Annotated in this window: 15 protein-coding genes; 7 read left to right on the top strand and 8 right to left on the bottom strand. The window is 57.9% G+C overall.

The annotated features are described in order from the left end of the window. The first annotated feature begins 1 nt into the window (after position 1). Genes ispG through R6V78_RS17855 form a run of 3 tightly spaced genes read left to right on the top strand, consistent with a single transcriptional unit; the run spans position 2 to position 4788 of the window. The gene (ispG, locus tag R6V78_RS17865) at positions 2-1117 is read left to right on the top strand and encodes a flavodoxin-dependent (E)-4-hydroxy-3-methylbut-2-enyl-diphosphate synthase (protein ID WP_410290742.1); all 1116 of its coding nucleotides are present in this window, start codon (positions 2-4) and stop codon (positions 1115-1117) included. A gap of 9 nt (positions 1118-1126) precedes the next feature. Further along, complete coding sequence (gene proS, locus R6V78_RS17860; RefSeq protein ID WP_410290741.1) at positions 1127-2647, top strand: proline--tRNA ligase; 1521 nt, start codon at positions 1127-1129, stop codon at positions 2645-2647. Continuing rightward, entirely contained in the window at positions 2647-4788 is a 2142-nt protein-coding gene (locus tag R6V78_RS17855; protein ID WP_410290740.1) for a RelA/SpoT family protein, read from the top strand. The genes proS and R6V78_RS17855 overlap by 1 nt, the downstream gene beginning before the upstream one ends. Positions 4789-4840: 52 nt before the next feature. Here R6V78_RS17855 and rpmB read toward each other — a convergent pair whose 3' ends face one another. The 4 genes from rpmB to R6V78_RS17835 form a co-directional block, all read right to left on the bottom strand. Further along, positions 4841-5032, bottom strand: a complete 192-nt coding sequence (gene rpmB, locus R6V78_RS17850; protein ID WP_410290739.1) for a 50S ribosomal protein L28 — start codon at positions 5030-5032, stop codon at positions 4841-4843. A gap of 160 nt (positions 5033-5192) precedes the next feature. Further along, the gene (locus tag R6V78_RS17845) at positions 5193-5870 is read right to left on the bottom strand and encodes an outer membrane protein assembly factor BamD (protein ID WP_410290738.1); all 678 of its coding nucleotides are present in this window, start codon (positions 5868-5870) and stop codon (positions 5193-5195) included. Between the two features lie 121 nt (positions 5871-5991). After that, positions 5992-6321: a thioredoxin gene (gene trxA, locus R6V78_RS17840; RefSeq protein ID WP_410290737.1), complete on the bottom strand. Its 330-nt coding sequence runs from the start codon at positions 6319-6321 to the stop codon at positions 5992-5994. A gap of 184 nt (positions 6322-6505) precedes the next feature. Beyond that, positions 6506-7723 (bottom strand): EAL and HDOD domain-containing protein, encoded by a 1218-nt coding sequence (locus tag R6V78_RS17835; RefSeq protein WP_410290736.1) that lies wholly within the window; start codon positions 7721-7723, stop codon positions 6506-6508. A gap of 227 nt (positions 7724-7950) precedes the next feature. Here R6V78_RS17835 and purN point away from each other — a divergent pair, with 227 nt between their 5' ends. Beyond that, entirely contained in the window at positions 7951-8754 is an 804-nt protein-coding gene (purN, locus tag R6V78_RS17830; RefSeq protein ID WP_410290735.1) for a phosphoribosylglycinamide formyltransferase, read from the top strand. Positions 8755-8872: 118 nt separating this feature from the next. Here purN and R6V78_RS17825 read toward each other — a convergent pair whose 3' ends face one another. Beyond that, a complete protein-coding gene (locus R6V78_RS17825) occupies positions 8873-10042 on the bottom strand; it encodes a TraB/GumN family protein (RefSeq protein ID WP_410290734.1) in 1170 nt (389 codons plus the stop codon). A gap of 174 nt (positions 10043-10216) precedes the next feature. On the opposite strand from R6V78_RS17825, the gene R6V78_RS17820 reads away from it, so the two are divergent. The 3 genes from R6V78_RS17820 to R6V78_RS17810 all read left to right on the top strand — a co-directional run bounded on the left by R6V78_RS17820 (position 10217) and on the right by R6V78_RS17810 (position 14275). After that, positions 10217-11029 carry a CbbQ/NirQ/NorQ/GpvN family protein gene (locus R6V78_RS17820; RefSeq protein WP_410290733.1) on the top strand — a complete coding sequence of 271 codons (813 nt, stop codon included), beginning with the start codon at positions 10217-10219 and terminating at the stop codon, positions 11027-11029. 64 nt (positions 11030-11093) lie between these two features. Beyond that, the gene (locus R6V78_RS17815) at positions 11094-13793 is read left to right on the top strand and encodes a nitric oxide reductase activation protein NorD (protein ID WP_410290732.1); all 2700 of its coding nucleotides are present in this window, start codon (positions 11094-11096) and stop codon (positions 13791-13793) included. Positions 13794-13834: 41 nt separating this feature from the next. Further along, a complete protein-coding gene (locus R6V78_RS17810; protein ID WP_410290731.1) occupies positions 13835-14275 on the top strand; it encodes a hypothetical protein in 441 nt (146 codons plus the stop codon). 93 nt (positions 14276-14368) lie between these two features. On the opposite strand, the gene R6V78_RS17805 is transcribed toward R6V78_RS17810, so the two are convergent. The 3 genes from R6V78_RS17805 to R6V78_RS17795 all read right to left on the bottom strand — a co-directional run bounded on the left by R6V78_RS17805 (position 14369) and on the right by R6V78_RS17795 (position 19965). Next, entirely contained in the window at positions 14369-15784 is a 1416-nt protein-coding gene (locus tag R6V78_RS17805) for an NAD(P)/FAD-dependent oxidoreductase (protein ID WP_410290730.1), read from the bottom strand. Between the two features lie 543 nt (positions 15785-16327). Then, entirely contained in the window at positions 16328-17527 is a 1200-nt protein-coding gene (locus R6V78_RS17800; RefSeq protein WP_410290729.1) for a pyridoxal phosphate-dependent aminotransferase, read from the bottom strand. A gap of 47 nt (positions 17528-17574) precedes the next feature. Then, complete coding sequence (locus R6V78_RS17795; RefSeq protein WP_410290728.1) at positions 17575-19965, bottom strand: PAS domain S-box protein; 2391 nt, start codon at positions 19963-19965, stop codon at positions 17575-17577. Positions 19966-19994: the final 29 nt, after the last annotated feature.

Here is a 19994-nt window from a genome sequence, read left to right as displayed (position 1 = left end):
TATGCCTTTTCCCATCTCCCGGAAAAAAACCCGCCGCATCACGGTGGGGGGTGTTGCCGTGGGGGGCGGGGCGCCCATCAGCGTCCAGTCCATGACCAACACCAAAACCGATGACGTCACGGCTACCGTGCGACAAATTCAGCAGTTGACCCAAGCCGGCTGTGAGATCGTCCGTGTGGCCGTTCCCGACCTGTCGGCTGCCGATGCCATCCCCCGGATCAAAAAACAGATTGCCATACCCCTGATTGCCGACATCCATTTCGACCACCGTCTGGCCATCACATCGGCCAAAAACGGTGCGGATGGCCTGCGGTTCAATCCCGGCAACATCGGCAGCCGACGGCACATCAAAGCCCTGGTCGATTGCGCCAGGGACCACCGGATTCCCATCCGCATCGGCGTGAACGCGGGCTCCCTGGAAAAGGATATCCTCGATGCGTACAAGGGAGCCACCGCTGCAGGCATGGTCGCAAGCGCACTGCGGCATGCGGCCCTGCTGCAGGATCTGGATTTTCACGAAATCAAGATATCCATCAAGGCATCGGACGTGCCCCGAACCCTTGAAGCCTATCGATTGCTGTCGCAAAAAACCGACCTGCCCCTTCATGTGGGGGTTACCGAAGCAGGGTCGCTTTATTCGGGCATCGTCAAGTCGGCCCTGGGTATCGGCACCCTGCTGGCCGAGGGTATCGGGGACACCTTGCGGGTGTCCCTCACCCGTGAACCGGTGGAGGAGATCCGGGTGGGCTACGAAATCCTTCGGGCGCTGGACATCCGCCACCGCGGGCCCGAAATCATCTCCTGCCCCACCTGCGGGCGATGCGACATTCCCCTTTTCGACATCGTGGACAAGGTCGAAAAAGCGCTGATGACACACACCACACCGGTAAAACTGGCAATCATGGGCTGCGTGGTCAACGGGCCCGGAGAGGCCCGCGAAGCAGACATCGGCGTGGCCGGCGGCTGCGGTGTGGGCATCCTGTTTAAAAAAGGGCGGATAGTCAAAAAATTTCCCGAAGAACGGCTGGTGGAGGTGATATTAGAGGCAGTAAACGAATTTGAGCGGCAGGCCGCAACCGAGCGGACAACACTTTCCAAAACCGATAAAAACAGTTAGGAACGACACATGGGGAAACCGCACAAAAACGCCATCTCACCTACGCGAAATGAAGACTATCCAGAATGGTATCAGGAGGTTATAAAAGCATCAGATATGGCTGAACGCGCGCCGGTGCGGGGCTGTATGGTCATCAAACCCTGGGGATACGCCCTGTGGGAAAACATCGTGGCCCGGATGGACCGCATGTTTAAGGCCACCGGGGTCAAAAACGCCTATTTTCCGCTCTTCATTCCGATCAGTTTTCTGGAAAAAGAGGCTGAGCATGTGGAAGGGTTTGCCAAGGAATGCGCCGTGGTCACCCATCACCGGCTGGAGAAGGGGCCCGGCGGCGGACTGGTCCCCGGCGGTCCCCTCACCGAACCCCTGGTGGTCCGTCCGACTTCCGAAACCATCATCGGCGACTCCTTCTCCAAATGGGTGAGCAGCTACCGCGACCTGCCCCTGCTGATCAATCAGTGGGCCAACGTGGTACGCTGGGAAATGCGTACAAGGATCTTCCTGCGTACCAGCGAATTCCTGTGGCAGGAGGGGCACACCGCCCACGCCACGGACACGGAGGCTATCGAGAGGACCAAGATGATGCTGAAGGTTTATACCCGCATGGTCCAGGACGATCTGGCCATGCCGGTCATCGAAGGCCGCAAGACTGCGGCGGAACGCTTCCCCGGAGCCGTGGACACCTTGTGCATCGAAGCCATGATGCAGGACCGCAAAGCCCTGCAGGCGGGAACCTCGCACTTTCTGGGACAGAACTTCGCCAGGGCCTCCAATATCCGCTTTCAGACCGAGAACGAAACCGAGGATTTCGCCTGGACCACTTCCTGGGGGACCTCCACGCGCATGATCGGCGGTCTGATCATGACCCATGGTGACGATGACGGCGTCATCATGCCGCCGCGGGTAGCACCAGCGCACGTGGTTCTGCTGCCCATTTTCAGAAGTCCGGACGACCGGCAGAAAGTAATGGATTATGTCAACGGCCTGGCTGGGACCTTGAGAGAGACGGTCTACGCCGGGCGGGATCTGGTGGTGGAGATAGACGACCGGGATATAGGCGGCGCGCGGGGATGGGACTGGATTAAAAAAGGCATTCCCGTAAGGGTGGAAATCGGACCGCGGGATATGGCCGAAGATTCCGTTTTCTTCGGCCGGCGAGACCGATCGCACCGCGATAAAACCGCCCTGAAGCGGGAGGCCTTCGTGGCCCAGTTGCCCGACATCCTCGACGACATCCAGCGCAACTTGTTCCAGCGGGCCTGCCGGTTCCGGGATGAACACACCCTTACGGTAGACGACCGCAACGATTTCTATGCCTGGTTCACGCCCAAAAATTCGGAAAAGCCCGAGATCCACGGCGGCTTTGCCATGTCACACTGGTGTGGGGAAGCGGCCTGCGAGACCCGCATCAAAACGGATCTCAATGTCACCATCCGCTGTATCCCTTTAGATGCGCCCAAGGAGACGGGAGCCTGTATCTGCTGTGGCAGACCGAGCCCCATGCGTGTGGTCTTCGCCAAGGCATATTAATGATTCGAATCACCGACATTCTCGACAAGGTCCTCGAAAACCACCCTGATGCGGAGGTGGACATCGTCGACCGGGCCTATATCTTCTCGGCCCGGGTCCATGACGGCCAGATGCGCCTGTCCGGTGAGCCTTATCTCTCGCATCCGCTGGAAGTAGCCGGCATTTTGGCGGACATGAAGCTGGACTCGGTAAGCATTGCCGCAGGCCTGCTTCACGATGTCATTGAGGATACCCACGCCACGGAAGCCGAAATTACTGAAATGTTCGGCCCTGAGGTGCTGCACATCGTCTCCGGCGTAACCAAACTCAGCAAACTGCCCTTCAACAGCGCCCAGGCCAGGGAGGCGGAGAGTATCCGCAAGATGCTGCTGGCCATGGCTGACGACATCCGGGTCATCCTGATCAAACTGGCCGACCGGCTCCACAACATGCGGACCCTCGAGTTTCACCGCAGCGAAGCCAAAAAGAAAAAAATCGCCAGGGAAACCATGGATATCTATGCGCCCATCGCCGCCCGGCTGGGCATCTACTGGATTAAGAACGAACTGGAAAACCGGTCCTTTCAGTTTATGAATCCCGAAGCATACGAAGATATCCGCCGCCGGGTGGATAAGGACAAGGCGGACCGGGAAAATTATGTGCAAACCGTTAAACGCTACATTCAGAAAAAGCTGGACGAGAGCCACTTGGAAGCCGAGGTCAGCGGCCGCTACAAGCACTTTTTCAGCATCCACCAGAAGATGCTGAGCCAGAACCTGCCCTTCGAAGAGATCTACGACATCATCGCCTTCAGGATCATCCTGAACACCATTCCCCAATGCTACGAGGCGCTGGGGCTCATGCACAGCCTGTGGCGGCCCATTGCCAAAAAGTTCAAGGACTACATCGGCATGCCCAAGCCGAACATGTATCAGAGCCTACACACCACCGTCATCGGCCCCTTTGGTGAGCGCATCGAAATCCAGATCCGCACCCACGAGATGGACAGGGTGGCCAAATCGGGTATAGCCGCCCATTGGAGCTACAAGGAAGGCAGGGTCATCGACGAGAATGCCTCCAAAACCTTTGCCTGGGTGCAGAACCTGGTCGAAAACCAGGAGGCCTTCAGAGACCCGAATGAATTCCTGGAGAATGTTCGCATCGATCTTTTCCCCGACGAGGTCTATGTCTTTACCCCCCAGGGGCAGATCAAGTCCCTGCCCAAAGGAGCAACACCGGTGGATTTTGCCTACCTGATCCACACGGAGGTGGGTGCGCAGTGCGTCGGGGCCAAGGTTAACGGTCGCATGGTGCCGCTGAAATACGAGCTTCAGACCGGAGAAATCGTTGAAGTCCTCACCAGCAAAGGGCACCACCCGTCCAAGGACTGGCTCAATTTTGTCAAGACGGTCAAGGCGCGCTCACGCATCCGGCAGTGGATCAAGACCCAGGAAAAGGAACGCAGCCTCTCACTGGGCAGGGAAATGTGCGAGAAAGCGTTCCGCAAGTACCGGCTGAACTTCAACGCCCTGATCAAAACCGAAGAGATGGAAGCCGTCGTGGAGAGCTTCGGGTTCAAGCAGACCGAAGACCTGATTGCCAGTGTGGGCTACGGCAAGATCACGCCGCTGCAGATCATCCGCAAGATCACACCCAAGGAGCAGGTTGAAGACACCGAGTCCCTGTTCAACAAGATCGTCTCCAAAGAGAGAAAAAAAAGGGAGAAAGGCGGCGTGGTGGTCAAGGGGGTGGACGACATATTGGTCCGCTTCGGCAAATGCTGCCAACCGGTGCCCGGCGACCCCATTACCGGCTACATCACCAGGGGATACGGCGTAACCGTTCACCGCACCAGCTGCGTCAATGCCATGAAGGTGAATCCGGAGCGTCAGATCGAGGTGGAGTGGAACCAGGAAATTAAGGATTCCTACCCGGTCAAGATACTGGTGCGGTCCCTCGACCGGGTAGGCCTGTTAGCGGATGTGGCGGCCAATATCAGCAAAAGCGGCGCCAACATATTGAGTGCCAACACGGAGACCAAGGATAACCAGACCGTGGACAGTTATTTTTCGTTGTCGGTCCAGGGTACGGAACATCTGACCCGTGTGGTCGAGTCGTTAAAGCAGGTCAAGCTGGTACTGGAAGTCAAACGATTGGGTTAGGGCAGCGGACCGCCAAAACCGTTCAAACAGAAACCGGATCGGATGTCGACCCTCAGGACGCCTTAACCACATGGCCCGACTTGATACACTGGGTGCAGACCACCAGCTTTCTCACCTGGCCGTTGTGAAGCGCCCGAACACTCTGCAGGTTGGGGTTGAACCGGCGTTTGGTGACGTTATGGGCGTGGCTGATGTTGCTCCCCACCATGGGTTTCTTCCCGCATATTGCACACATTTTTGACATGACCGCTACTCTCCGTTGCTTGGCTTTGATCAATTTTCGGGCCACATGGGCCATTCGCTGTCGACTTTTTTTTCAAACTTGGGCTTGTTACATTAAATTTTTACGCATGTAAAGTCTTTTCGTAGCCGCCCCATTGGCAGAGGCAGGCCTCGATCGGGAATCAAGGAGCCGCCACCACTTTGGGAGGCTGCAGCCGGGACTGAATCCAGGCGTCGCAGTTGGCCAGGTAGGTGAGTGCCTCGTGGTGGTAACCCACATCCGGATACCTTTCCACCACAGCTGTAAAGCGTGCCTTGGCAGCTTTGTAGCTTTTATTCTTGTAGTAGAACTGCCCTATATAAAAATCATGGCCTGAAAGGCTCCGGTAGCAGGCCACCATATCACTTCTGGCCATGCCGGCATAGACATCTTCAGGATACTGCTGGACCAAGCGGCGGTAGGTTTCCAGTGCCTTGACAGCATTGGATTGATCCCTGTCTATGGTATCGATCTGGTTGAAGTAGGAACGGCCGATTCGATAGATCACGTAAGGGACGGCTTCGTTGCGGGGGTGGAGCTGCTCGAACTCTTCGTAGGCAAAGATGGCGTCGGCATAGGATTCCAGATTGAAATAGGCGTCCGCAATCTTCAGCTCGGCCAGAATCGCATATCGGGAAAACGGATACCAATCACGCAATTTCTCAAAGGATTCAATGGAACTTTTATATTTCCCGGCCTGAAAATCATCGACCCCGTCTTGAACAAGCTCCTGGGCGGTTTTTTCCTCTTTGGGTTCGAACCAGGCACATCCGGAAAAGAGCAACGACACACCCAAACACGCAAGCAGTAACCGTTTCATGATCAGCGACACCCCACAGCAAAAGAGATACCGATGGTTCTCGTTGGCATGACCGCAACCGGCGGTGTCCATTTTGGAACACCGCCGGCGAATCCTCGAAACAACAGGGCATGCGGCCAAATCAGGACAAAACGTTTTTCAGGGCCTCTTCGAGCTTGGATTTGGCCACCATGCCGGTAATCTGGTCGGCCACTTCACCGTTTTTGAAGAAGATCAGGGTGGGAATTGCCTTGATACCGAATTTTCCCGGTGTAACCGGATTATCGTCCACATTGCACTTGGTAAATTTGACTTTATGACCATAGGTTTTGGCCAACTCATCAAGAATGGGTCCGATGGCCTTACAGGGGCCACACCAGGGTGCCCAGAAATCAACCACGGCGGGCTTGTCGCTCTTGGTGATCTCAGCATCAAAACTGCTGTCTTCTATTTCCATAATACCGTCTGCCATGATGGAGTGTCCTTTCGATAGGTGTTGGGGCCTGCAAATTTTCAACAACATAATAATACGGTCCTTAATTGTCAACCATTGCTGCAGGCCTCGCAATCAAGGACCCGCGCACCCGCAGGCGCCGATCCATTTTTCGGTAAGGCCGGCATTTTCACGCCGAGGGGTTGGCTGCAGCCCGTGTACTTCAGGATGCCTTGGCAGCCACATCGGTCCACTTGCAGGCTTGCAGATAGAGGGAGGGAAGGGTTTTCCCATTGAGTTTGAGCGCTTCGGCGAGGCGGGACACCCGGTCCCATTTCCCGCTCTCATATGACCGCACCAGTTCGATATATCCGGCCAGTCGTCCCTTGCTTTCAATCAGGGCCCGTTTGATCTGGCTGGAAAGCGGGAGTTCATCCAATATCTTGTCCATGGGCTGGTCAATGACGGCATCGATGAGGGAGAACATACCCAGGGTAAACATCTCCGACGGGGTGGTCTGCTCATGGGCGTCGGTGCCCATGAGCTCACAGAATTTACCCCGGATGCAGGCCGACAGGATCAATTCGCTGGGTTTTCCTTCCGCCAACCTGGACATGGCGATGAGGGAAACAAAGCGGCGGGTTTCCTTTTCTCCCAGAAAAACAAGTGCCTGCTTCACGGAGGAGACTTTGCTGACACGTCCAAAAAATGCGGAGTTGAGATACTTGAACAATTTGTATGAGATGCCGATGTCCCGGGAAATCAAATCCTCCAGTTCGTCGCAGCTGAAGGAATTGCTGTTGATCTGGGCCATGATCATCATCAGATTCAACTGGAATCCCTGGATTTCACGCCCCTGGATGATCTCCGGCCTGCAGAAGAAGTAGCCCTGGAACAAATCAAACCCCATTTCCTGAGCCGATTCAAATTCCTCGTGGGTTTCCACCTTCTCGGCCAGCAGGCACACATCGGTTCTGGAAAGTTGCTTCAGGTAGCCATCGATTGCCGCTTTGGGCGTATGACGGAAATCAAACTTGATGATGTGCACCAAGGCGATGAGCGGCTCCAGATGCGGCAAACAGACGAAATCATCCAGGGCAAGGGTGTAGCCACAGGCAGCCATTTGCGCACAGGCATCCATCAGCACGGGACTGGGATTGACGTCTTCAAGGATTTCGATCACCGTGGTTGCCTTGGGCAGCAGAAGCGGAACTTTTTTTTCCAAAAGATTCTGGGTGAAATTGATAAAAGACTTTCTTCCAGCGGACAGGGTGTCCATGCCAATCGTGAAGAAGGTGTTGGCCAAGAGGGTTGTGGTGGCTACATCTCCGTCAATATCGGGCACATGGTTGGCCGTGCCGTCGCGAAACAACAGTTCGTAGGCGTATATGTTCTTATGCTTGTCGAATATGGGCTGCCGGGCAACGTAAACATCTTCCATAGGGGGTTTTACCAGATTGTCGCTTGAGGTTAGGAGCTGCTTTCGGCTGGTTCATGGGAAGTGCCGACGGTGTCCCGTACAGTTTATTATCGAACCCGGGGGCCATAACTTTAACCGTGATAAAGCCATCGGTAGAATTGACACGGGTCGGACAACTCTGCTACCTCTTTTATTCAGACATGCATCCGGCCGGTCACAAACAACCGCAAGGTGAAAAGGGGTAGGCAATGGGTGAAAAAATTCGCATCGGCGCACTGATTTCAGGAGGCGGGACCAATCTTCAGGCGATCATTGATGCCTGCGAAGACGGACGCATCGATGGCGCAATGGCTTTCGTGGGATCGGACCAATCCGGGGTGAAGGGCCTGGAGCGGGCCGAAAGGCACGGCATCGCCGCTTTCGTCGTGGAATACGGGCCGTTCACCCACGCCTATCGGCAGAATCCGGAACAGTTCGCGCTGCCTGACGATTTCGACTTTTCAGAGGTAATGGCCAAACAGCACCTCTTTCCCGCCGCTGCCGCCAAGCAGCGGGTCCGGGCTTTTTTATGCACCCGGGCTGCCGCCGAAAACCGCCTGCTGGCTGAAATAAACGCCCACGGCCCGGTGGACCTGCTGGTGCTGGCCGGCTTCATGCGCAACCTCACACCCTACTTTATCGACCGCTTCAACACCGATCCGCACAATCCACGCATCATGAACATCCATCCGGCCCTACTGCCATCATTTCCCGGTGTCGACGGTTACGGGGACACGTTCCGCTACGGGTGCAAAGTGGGGGGGTGCACCGTCCATTTTATTGATTACGGGGAAGATTCGGGTCCCATCATCGGCCAGCGGGCCTTTCCGATCCTGGAAACGGACACCCTGGACGACGTGAAGCGCAAAGGACTGGAGCAGGAGTGGCTGCTCTATCCGCAATGCATCCAGAATTTTGCCCGCGGGCGCCTTAAAACCTTAAAAATGACGCACCACCTGGACGACGGCCATGTTTACCAGCGCACCGTGGTAAGGATCGCGCAGCCCGCATAGGGGGATTGAGGAATTGTGAATTGCGGGGTTGGGGATTCAAGGATGGGAATCGATATTCGCAGCGATCGACAGCAGACCTTCGATCCCTCAATTCCTTAATCCATACTTCCCGAATGCTTCACAAATATTTCATCATCATGGGAATGGCCACAAAGGTCCCGACGGTGCTGCCCAGGTTGGTAAAGACGACAACCAGGAGAATTCGCGTGACCTTGTTGCGCCAGAAGCCTTTGACCGAGAGAATATCGGTGGGAAGGCTCTCAAAATCCCTGACCTTGGGCTTGCGTGAAAAGGCCTCCACCAGGCCGGACACCCACCCGGCGGCAATCATGGGGTTAAGGGAGGTCAACGGCGCCGCCAGTATGGACGAGAGAATCGTCAGCGGGTGGCCCAGGGCGATCAAGGCACCCAATCCGGCCAGAATGCCGTTGGCCAGCACCCACCAGAAGACCATATCGGTACCGGCACCGGCACCGCCACGGAAAAAACCATAGATGATGAGTGTGCATATACAAATGGGAATGAACCACTTAAAAAATCCGATCAGCGGGTTTTTGGAAGGCAGCGTCTCCAGGGATCCGATGTCGATGGGCTGCTCCCAGTATCGCTTGATACCAGGCACGTGGCCGGCGCCCACCACGGCAACAATCGTCTGACCGGGTGCCGAACGGATCTTTTCCGCCAGGTAGCGATCCCGTTCGTCGATGAGGCTGGTGCGCACCTGGGGCAGGGATTTGCCCACCTCCTCCAGGATCAACACCAGCATGTCCTGCTGCTTCATTTTCTCCACATCCGCTTCGCTGATCTCGTCCACCTCCCCCAGGGACATCATCAATTGGAAGATCAGCTTGAGCTTGCCCCACGGGCCCATGCTCCCCCAGGTCCGCGACAAGGTGGTACGGATATCCCGGTCCGCCAGAAAAACTTCGGCGCCGACATCTTCGGCCGAGGCCATGGCCTGAATCATCTCCTGGCCGGGAGCCACTTCCAACCGGTCGGCAATCCGTTTCTGAAAGGAGGCCAGCATCAGGTTGGAAAGCAGGAGCAATGCCTTTTTCTCTTTGATCACCCTGATGATGTCCATCTCCTGCCAGCGGTCCTTCTGGCGGATGGACTGAGCCCGGCTCTCACAAAGTTCCACGCAGACCGTATCGGGTTTGACATCATCGATGACGGCTTTGACCAGATCCACACTCGCTTTGGAAACATGGGCGGTGCCCACAAGGATGATCCGCTTGCCGTCATGATCCAGATGGTGCAGCATCTGGCTGTTGAGTTTATCGTCCATCGATTATATGTTACTCTCCTTGATGCCGGGGTTGTGTCCCGGCGATTTAAAGCTGAGCCAATATATACGCTCCGGCGGTGATGTCAAATACTGATTCCCGGCAGGCGGTTGCCCCGTAAGCCAACCGCCGACGTCTGTGATGCCGGTGCAAACAACCCAGGGTTGGATAATCTTATGCAGGAAAGCAGCGCTTCGAGAAACCCGTTCACCATCGAGACCGAACCCTTTTACCTGGCAACCGGAGATGAGGTTCGCTTGTTCGAGGCAGCGGCAGCGGCCCGTCTGCCGGTCATGCTCAAAGGGCCTACCGGATGCGGAAAGACCCGTTTCGTGGAGCACATGGCCTACCGGCTCAAACGCCCCCTGGTCACCGTGGCCTGCCACGAAGACCTCTTCGCATCGGACCTGATCGGCCGCTACCTGCTCAAGGACGATGAAACCGTCTGGGTGGACGGCCCCCTGACCCGGGCCGTGCGCATGGGCGCCATCTGTTATCTGGATGAAGTGGTCGAAGCCCGCAAGGATACCACGGTCGTTATTCATCCGCTGACCGACAACCGGCGCACCCTGTCCATCGATAAAAAGAGCGAGGTGCTCCAGGCCCATCCTGATTTCCTCATGGTGATCTCCTACAATCCGGGTTACCAGTCGGTACTTAAAGACCTGAAGCAGAGCACCCGTCAGCGCTTCGTAGCCCTCACCTTCGACTATCCGCAACCCCAGGACGAATCCCGAATCGTGGCTGCCGAAGGCGATGTGGACGACCATACGGCCACACGGCTGGTGACCCTGGCCGGCAAGATCCGCAATATCAGGGAGCACGGCCTCACGGAAGGGGCCTCAACCCGGCTGCTGATTTATGCCGCCGGCCTGATACGAACGGGCATCACCTTTAAAAGCGCCTGCATGGCAGCCCTGTGCCAACCGCTCACCGATGATGAACGCCTGCAGGAAACCCTCAACGACCTCATTGACGATCTGATGTGATATGGATCCGGCCCGGTCGTCCCCTCCAGAGCATAAAACCCCGGACCAGATGATCCGGCGCCTGATGGATCATCTATCCGTTGCCGATCCACAGGCAGCGCAGCGGATGGGCAGCCATCTGAAGGGCATGGATTTGTCAGCAATCGTCCATCGCCTGGGACAGGTTGTGGATGACGTCATCGAAGCCCTGACCGTGGAAACCTCCTATGGACGCAGCCTGGCCGATGGCATGGGCCGGATGCTGGCCGCCGGTTCCCCGGCCGATCTGGAGAGATACTGCAGGCTGGTAAAAGCGGCCGCTGTCAGGGGTCCAACCCTGGCCGGTCTCTTTGCACGGCACCTGGTGCCGGTATTGGTCTGCGGGGACGCCCGCCTCGCACAGGGGTTCGAGCAAACCACCCGAATCATGCTGCAAAAGGGCACGTATACACTCAACGCCCCCATGGAAACGCTCTCCGCCATGATTGAAGCGCGTGACCTGGCTTGCGCCGACGCATTTCTCGACCTGTTGGCCGCAACCTACTCCCGGGACACATCCTACAACCGAACGGTTTATCTGACCCACACCCTGCCGCGGGCGGTGGACGGATTTGCCCGTTCCCGCCGGTTGTTCCAGATCCGGGGACTGGCACGGATCATCCGCACGGATGAACGCTTGGCCGACAGCTACCTGCAGGGATTGGCCGCGGGTCTGAACCTGCTCCGGGAAACGGCCCTGAACGAATTTCTGGATCAGGCGATCCGGCGTTATCGCAAGGCAACACACCTGGGGACTCGGTTTCTGGCTCTTGAATCCCGCGAGGGGGTGGACGTGTGCCGTGCGCTCCAGGTGGCGGTGCCCCTGTCGACCGTCCGGTCCGGCTTGGAGCGTTATCTGCTTGCCCGCACCGGCCTGGCCGTGGCAGTCCGCCCCCTTGCTTCGCTGCCGGAAAAACACACCCACGGGAACCTGGATTCATCGCTGGTGCGATGCGATGGACGGTCCCTTTACGTGCCTGACGAGATGGACCTCATGGAACGGTCAAGGGACAATGCCGCCCTTTACAAACTGTTGGTCAGATTGGAAGCCGGCGCCATTGAATTCGGCACCTATGACCTGGATGTGGAAAAAGCGATGGATGGCGCATCGGCTGAAAAACCGCTGGACAGCACGGAAATCCCAGCTGCCGAATCCGACCTGGGGCGCTTCCTGCGCGGATTCGAACACCCGGTCCTGGCCCTGGATCTGTTCATTGTGTTTGAACACGGCCGCATCGCCCGCAAGGTGAGCCAAAACTATCCCGGGCTGCATGGCAGACTCACCGAGGCCCTGCGCGATGAACATCTGTCGGCCAGGACCGGCCACAAGCTCGGCGGCACCTTGTTCCCCCTTTACCGATTCCTGGTGATGGGCCAAAATCGGTTGGCGGATCCTGCTTTCGAATCGATGGGTCAGACGATGGCGGATTGCCTGAATCAGGCCGTCGCGTCGCCCATCGACACGGTTGAAACCAGTGCACGCCTGACCATGCAATTCTATCCGAAGCTGGCCGCGCATACCGCCGTAAACGGGAAGTCTGCCTATGGACCTTTGGAACTGCCCTTCGGCCGGCGGCTGGAGCCTGCTTTTTTTGGCCCCTTTCATACCGCCTATCATCGACTGGCGGTAGATATCCACAACCATTTGAGACAAAAAAAAATTCGGGTCTACCGGTCGGACATTCAACGGGTTCTCGTCCGGCAAAGCGGTCAGGTGTCCGCAGCGGATATCCAGTCCCTGATCGTGAACCCGTCAACGACGGCAGCCCCCGTTGACCTTTCCGGGCAGGACCTGGCGTCTCTGATATGCAGCCACGGTCTCGGTTCCCCGGCGGACGGCACAGACGGCGCCGATGCCTTTCGCTACCATGAGTGGGACTGGTGCCTGGGCGACTATCTTCCGGATCGGGTCAGGGTGCGGGCGCGTGAACTTGAGGGACTGGATACCGGATTTTACCGGCAAACCCTCGACGACTTCGGCGACCTGGTCAGGCGCGTCCGATACGCCTTCGAACTGCTGCGCCCCGAAGAGATGACCATCCTGCGCCAGTGGCGGGAAGGGGACGCCTTCGACTACCGGGCCCTGCTGGACTATGCCCTGGACAGGAAGGCCGGTTTGATGCCCTCGGACCGCCTGTTCATCAAACGGATCAAAAGGGTGCGGGATGTGGCCGCCCTGTTATTGGTTGACCTTTCCCGGTCCACGGCCAACGCAGTCGACGAGCGGGGTACACGGGTGCTGGATGTGGAAAAGCGGGCCATCGTGTTGCTTTGCGAAGCCCTGAATGTGGTGGGGGATCGTTTCGCCATCGCCGGTTTTTCCGGCACCGGCCCGTTGGGAGTGGATTATTACCGGATCAAAGACCTGGAGGCATCCTTCGACGATGCCGTAAAGGGGAGGATCGGCGCCATGGCCCCCCAGCGCAGCACGCGCATGGGGGCGGCCATCCGCCACGCCACCGCCCTGCTTGCACCCGTAGCGGCAAAGGTGCGCCTGATGATCATTCTGGGAGACGGCTTCCCCAACGACCTGGCCTACAAAGGATCCTACGCCGTGGAGGACACCCGCCGGGCCGTCATGGAAGCCCGCACGGCCAACATCCACGTCAAAGCCATCACCGTCAATGCCGGCGACAACGGGCAGTTGAACCGGCTTTACGGCGCTTTCCACCACACCATTATCGATGATGTCCGCGACCTGCCCGACAGATTGGTCAGGGTTTACAGCGCACTGACCCGGCATTAAAATAGGGGACCCGGTTTTTAAAGCCTGAGATAGGAGCGCCTTTGAAAATCTTCGACGACGTCTTGAACTGGGACGGGTATGGCGGCAAGTTCAACCTGGCTGCCGGCCGCTGCCGGCTGCGTCTGTTTGACCTCTCTAAAGATGATAAAACGAGGGTGCCGCTGCTCAAACCCATCATCGCCGTGGTTTGCGACCTGCCCGGCGATCGGCTGCCCGCCATGAAGAAGGTCTCCGTGCGGGCCTGTATCAGTCATGTGGCCACCACCATCGTCCACCGCTTCAAGATCGACCCCAGCCGCATGGTACTGGTCGAGTACTATCCGCGTGAGACCTACGGCCGGGAGTCCGAAAAAGTCATCCCGGAAAAGTTCGATGTGGTCGATCTGAAATGGCACGGTGACAAGGCCCTGTTTCCGGGATGGCGCCCTCTGAAACCACCCCTGCTGGACATCGTCCGCAACCTGGTTACCGGCAGTCCATAAACTGCCGTGCACGATCTCATCCCAAGGGTCATATACCGGCATGGACCATTTCTTCGTGGGTTCAATCGGACGACATGGGGCGCCGTGCCCCCGTCATTTATCAGGCCGTGGCTCCTTTTCCAGGATGGCCTTGGCCGGAATCAGACCCGTAGCGGCCGCCGAGACGATGTTGCCGGCCACGCCGGGACCGTCGCCGGCCACATACATGCCTCTGACCAGGGTTTCCAGCTGCGGGGAGGTCTCCACCTGGGTGGCGAAAAACTTGATCTCCGGTGCATAGAGCAGGGTTTCGTCGTTGGACACCCCCGGCACGACGCCGTTCAATTGTTCCAGCCCGTCAATGATGTTGGTCAAAATGCGCTCGGGCAGGGCCATGGCGATGTCACCGCACACCACATTGGTGAGGGTCGGCTCGATGTAACCCTTGCTGATGCGGTTCCAGGTGCTGCGGCGGCCGCGCTTGAGGTCGCCGAAACGCTGCAGGATCGGTTTACCGCCGCCGATGAGGGTGGCCAGGCGCCCGATGGCCTCGCCATAGGCCTGGTTGTCCGTCACCGGCTCGGTCAGTACCACCTTGGATAGAAAGGCGAAGTTGGTGTTGGCGGATTTGCGATCGTGGTAGGCATGGCCGTTAACGCAGACGAAGTCGCTGTAGCTTTCCAGGGAGACAAAGCCGCCCTGATTGGTACAGAAGGTGCGGGTCTGGTCATCGTATTTACCGGTCTGGACGAAGAAAGTGGGGTCATAGATCACGTCGCACAGGTCCTGCATGATGTCGTTGTGCACCTCCACCCGCACCCCCACCTCGATGCCCCGCTGGGTGAGGCCGATGCCCAGTTTTTGCGCCACACGGGCCATCCAGTCCGCCCCGCTCCGTCCCGGAGCCAGAATCACGTTGTCGCAGCGGTGCTCCCCTCGGCTGGTTTGAACCCCGACCACCCGGCCCTTTTCGACCCTGACCGCGTTCACCTCCTCGGAGGTATGGATGGTCACGCCCCTGGACTTGATATGGTCGGTCATCGCGGCGATGTAGCCGGGCAGTCGGTCGCTGCCCAAATGCTTCTGCTTGATCAGCAACAGGTCGATGCCAAACCGCTTGGCCAGTTTTCTGATCGTCCTGGCCTGGTCCATGTCTGTGGGGTAGACCGGGCCATCCATGCCGAAGTGGTTGAAGATGGCCTCGGTTTCGTCAATCAGGGCCTGGGCATTGGAGACGGGCATGAACTGGGTCAGGTCGGTCTTGCCCAGCTTGTGAATGAAATTGAGTTTACCGTCGGAAAACAGGCCGGCCCCGCCGATTCCGCACAAGATGTTGCAGGGCCGGCACTGGGTGCAGTACTGCCGGTCGGTCACCGGGCAGACACGCTTGAGGGGCCCCTTGCCCCGCTCCAGAAGCAGCACTTTCAGGTCTGCATGTTCACTGAGGTAATAGGCGGAAAAAAGGCCGGCAGGCCCCCCGCCGACAATAACCACATCGAAGAAACCAGCGCTTGCAGGTGCGACTGACAATGGAAGACGCTCCTTGTTGAACCGCGAGGCAGAGGCGTCTGCCGCTGCGCGCGGTGGGTTGGTCCACAGGGTGAAACGGGCGCGATACCCACCAAAGGGGATCGGATCCCGTAGGTTGCACCCGGCATCCGCCGGTTTCACCGATCAGCGGCTTACGGGCTTATCTATAGTTCACCGACCGCCGCCGATCAAGGGGTGGTTGACTTTTCAAGGCCGATCGCGCAACATACCTGCAAAGGATACGGTTTCCAACAGATGATCAAAAAACGACCCCAGCCAGGCAGTCGACCCCAAGGCCCCAGGATTATCAGAAAAGGGAATCCACCCCCGTGCATCCTGAACGGATGCCAGTGCCGCGGATGCTTCGGGTGGCAGAACATGCTGCACGCGGCAGAGACAACACCTGCGTGGCGCAGATACCCGCTGTGCTGCCAGATGACCGGCCTGACCCTGAAATATTAAACGGGTCCCGGGTTGGCAGCAGAATTCCGATGACTGACCCCTGATTTGAACCCTGAACACGCACGCCGTTGAAATCGATTTTCATCCCTGCCGAGCAGCCGAGGTGGCGTGGCCGTACCGCCGGATCAACCGGTCGATGCCGGTGCGGAAACGCCCGCACTCCGGCAGCAGACTCAGCACCACGAACCCTTCCCGGGAAAAATCGTAAAAAATGCCCGGGTGGATCAGTATATTGTCACGTTCGAGCAGTTCCAGGGCACGCGTCTCATCGGCAATGGCGTCATCGATCGTCAGCACCCCATACCACCCCCCCTCACGAATCAGCAGTCCCATGTTGCCCGCCCGTTGCACCCGAGCCGCCAGAAAGCGCGAATTTTCATCGATGCGGGCGACAATCCGGCGCTGAATGTCACTCCGCCGGGCCAGCATCTGCGGCAGACCGACCTGCACCGGCGTCGCCACACACAAGTAGAAATCCATCAGGGTTTCCAGGTGGGACCGGGCGCAAATCACCCCCTCCCGGCTGCCACCGATCACGATCCACCCCAGCTTCATCTGGGGCAGCCCGAGGCTCTTGGAAAGCCCGTTGAGGACGAAGGTCGGCACCGTGGTACGGTTCAAGGCGGTTCTGGCATGCTGCAGCGCCGCGCTTCCCGCAAAATCGGCAAAGACTTCGTCAACGATCAGGGCCATATCGTGCCGCCGGCACAGGGCATCGATGGCCGCCAGTTCCTCCGCCTTGACATAGTTGCCGGTCGGATTGTTGGGGTTGACCACCACCACAGCTCTTGTCCGGACGGTTATCAGGGCCTCCAGCAGATTCAGGTCGACCTGCCAGCCCCTTCCGGCTTGGTGGCGCAGCGGATAGGAATGGCAGGTGAGGCCCTCAAATCCGGCCAGATGCGAAAGCAGCGGATAACCTGGCCGGGGAATCAGGATCTCGTCGCCCGGGTCGGCCAGCAGCTTGAACAACAAACCGTATGCCTCACTGGTGCCGGCGGTCAGCAGGATGTCATCCGGGTCGATGGTTTCCCCAAGCTCTCGGTAGTATCGGGAAACCGCCTCCCGTGCCGCCTGTAACCCCCGCGGGGCAGGTTCATAGACCACGGCTTCGGCCCGTGTCAGAAAGGAGAGGATGGTTGTATCGGCGAATACCAGGCCGGTCCGCGTCGGGTTTGCATCGGTGAGATCGATGACGTCATGGTTCCCGGCCACCTTGGCCTGCATGGCTGCACTCAGCGGGTGGATGCCGGCATCCCATTTGAATCGGGTTGAAAACATAATTCCAGAAATGCGGCAAGGCGGCAGCACACGCCTTGCGCTCGGTTCTACACGGACGCGTCAATAATTGTTCTGATCTTTTCGGACAACGACTGCAGGTTAAACGGCTTCTGAATGAAACCGTCGCACCCCCGGTTTAAAATTGCGGAAGCCTGGCCATTGATGCTGTATCCGCTTGAAAGCAGCACGTTGATGCCGGGGTCGATGGCCTTCAATTGATCGAACGTCTGACCGCCCCCCAGATCCGGCATGATCATGTCAAGAATAACCAGACGGATCTGGTCCCGATGCTTGCGGTAGAGCGCAAGGCCCGCTTTGCCGCTTCTGGCCGTCAGAACCTTGTGACCCAGCGCGGTCAGCATGGCCTTGCCCACGTCAAGAATCATAACATCGTCATCAATCAGCAGGATTGTTTCACTTCCTTCGCGCGCAGGTGCCTGCGGCTCATCTGCATCGGCCGGCTGTGCGTCGGACGCTCTCAAATGGATGCTGAAGGTCGTACCGTGTCCCACCGTGCTGTGCACATCGATAAAACCACCGTGATTACGGACTATGCCATAGGCGGAGGCCAGGCCCAGCCCGGTCCCCCGATTCATGGTCTTGGTAGTGAAAAAGGGGTCGAAAATTCGCTGCATGGTGGCCGCATCCATGCCCGTCCCGGTATCGGTGATGACGATTTTAACATATCGTCCAGGCTCGGCACCATGGGACGATACCTGTTTTTCTTCCAGGATGGCGTTGACCGTTTCCAGACAAAGGTTACCGCCGTCGGGCATTGCCTGCCATGCATTGATAAACAGATTCAGCAGCACTTGTTCGATCTGGCCTTGATCCGCATCCACCGTCCAGGCATTTTCCTGGTACTTCTGAACGATTCTTAATTCCTGTCGGGTTCGTCCAAACATATCGATGCTGTTTCGAATCAGCGCATTGATGTCGGTGGGTTTGACCTGGTATTTGCCCATGCGGGCAAACCCGAGCAGCTGCTGGGTGAGTCTGGCGCCACTTTGCACACAGTCCCGGATGGTTGCAAGCCGGTCGCTGTGGACATGGGTCGGTCCCATATCCAGGGCCATGAGCTCCGCATTGCCCTGGATGCCCATGAGCAGGTTGTTGAAGTCATGGGCGATGCCCCCGGCCAATGTTCCGACGGCTTGCATTTTCTGGGACTGGACCAGTTGGTCCTGCAGCCTTTCCTTCTCGCGGCTCATCTGCTCGCGCTCTTGGATTTCCCCCCGCAGTCGCGCATTGGCCTCGAACAGTTCGGCGGTGCGCTGGGCCACGCGTTCCTCCAACTGGTCATGGGACAGTTGGAGGGCCGCCTCGGCATTTTTTCGTTGGGTGATGTCGCGGGCATTGACCACAAGGCCCTGCACCGCCGGATTGTCCAGCAGGTTGTTGCTGGTGGCTTCGAGGGTATGCCATGATCCGTCGTGGTGGCGAAAGCGGATTTCCGATGGCCCCTGCATGTGATCGTCGCAAAGACGACTGTCAAACAGGGCACGGGCATGATCCAGGTCATCGGGATGGACAAAATCAAAGGCGCACCGGCCCATCAACGTGTCCCGTGGATAACCGAGTATTCGCTCGATGGAGGGACTCAGGTAGGTCATGCACCCTTGAACATCCACAATAGCGATGATGTCGGATGTATTTTCGATCAGGGATCTAAAGTGCGCTTCCCGTTGCTGCAGAGCGGTCAACGTCTCCTGGAGATGGTCGGCCATCTGGTTGAATACCCGTGCAACACGGCCGAATTCATCCTGCGAACGGATCGAAACACGGGTGTCGAGGTTGCCATTGCCGATCCGCTCCACACCAACGGTCAACAGCCTCAGGGGGTGCGTAAGTTTGCGGGTCAAGAGCATCAGCACCACGGCCATGACCAGAAAGCCGCTGATCCCCAGCCCGATCAGATAGGGCTGCATGCGGTTGGCCACCCCGTATACCTCACGTTCAGGGTCGCTGGCCAGTATGTACCATTCCCATGGCTCGAAAAAGTCGACCATGGCCAGGTTCCTGCCCGCCGGTGTCAGATGGATCAGGCGTTTTCTTTGGGGTTTGAGCTGTTTGAACCAGACCTCCTGACGCACATCTTGTCCCACCCTGGCGGGGTCCGGATGCATGACGATGGTGCCCTGCCGATCGATGGCGAATATGGTGCCCTGTTTACCTACCTCGATGGCCGACATGGCCACACCGGCGTCCATCTTCGCTTTGGCGATGCTGGCAGGGATATCCTCCAGACCATAGCGACGAAGCATGGCATCATGCCCGACAGCAACCTGAATGGCTTCCGAGAGGCGCGTGGCCAGCCAGGTCTCAGCCAGTTCGGTGAGGGCCGCGCGTGAAAAGTGATAGGCGATGCCGACTGTGGATAAAAGCAGCACAAAAACCAGTGGAATGGTGGTGAGCAAGATTTTGGAATAGGTGCTCATCGGTTTTTCCCTATCTGAAGTTGGCCGTG

It is taken from the genome of Desulfosarcina sp., from assembly GCF_046496365.1.
In the GTDB taxonomy this organism is placed as follows: domain Bacteria; phylum Desulfobacterota; class Desulfobacteria; order Desulfobacterales; family Desulfosarcinaceae; genus Desulfosarcina.
Note: the sequence above shows the minus strand (reverse complement) of the source record. Positions and strands in the feature narration are given on the sequence as shown.

Bases quoted from the DNA above. Each gene is read 5' to 3' on its own strand.
- R6V78_RS17845 (WP_410290738.1), bottom strand. From the start codon at position 5,870: ATGAAACGGTTACTGCTTGCGTGTTTGGGTGTGTCGTTGCTCTTTTCC.
- ispG (WP_410290742.1), top strand. From the start codon at position 2: ATGCCTTTTCCCATCTCCCGGAAAAAAACCCGCCGCATCACGGTGGGG.
- R6V78_RS17795 (WP_410290728.1), bottom strand. From the start codon at position 19,965: ATGAGCACCTATTCCAAAATCTTGCTCACCACCATTCCACTGGTTTTT.
- proS (WP_410290741.1), top strand. From the start codon at position 1,127: ATGGGGAAACCGCACAAAAACGCCATCTCACCTACGCGAAATGAAGAC.
- rpmB (WP_410290739.1), bottom strand. From the start codon at position 5,032: ATGTCAAAAATGTGTGCAATATGCGGGAAGAAACCCATGGTGGGGAGC.
- R6V78_RS17825 (WP_410290734.1), bottom strand. From the start codon at position 10,042: ATGGACGATAAACTCAACAGCCAGATGCTGCACCATCTGGATCATGAC.
- R6V78_RS17855 (WP_410290740.1), top strand. From the start codon at position 2,647: ATGATTCGAATCACCGACATTCTCGACAAGGTCCTCGAAAACCACCCT.
- R6V78_RS17800 (WP_410290729.1), bottom strand. From the start codon at position 17,527: ATGTTTTCAACCCGATTCAAATGGGATGCCGGCATCCACCCGCTGAGT.
- R6V78_RS17820 (WP_410290733.1), top strand. From the start codon at position 10,217: ATGCAGGAAAGCAGCGCTTCGAGAAACCCGTTCACCATCGAGACCGAA.
- trxA (WP_410290737.1), bottom strand. From the start codon at position 6,321: ATGGCAGACGGTATTATGGAAATAGAAGACAGCAGTTTTGATGCTGAG.
- R6V78_RS17835 (WP_410290736.1), bottom strand. From the start codon at position 7,723: ATGGAAGATGTTTACGTTGCCCGGCAGCCCATATTCGACAAGCATAAG.
- R6V78_RS17815 (WP_410290732.1), top strand. From the start codon at position 11,094: ATGGATCATCTATCCGTTGCCGATCCACAGGCAGCGCAGCGGATGGGC.
- purN (WP_410290735.1), top strand. From the start codon at position 7,951: ATGGGTGAAAAAATTCGCATCGGCGCACTGATTTCAGGAGGCGGGACC.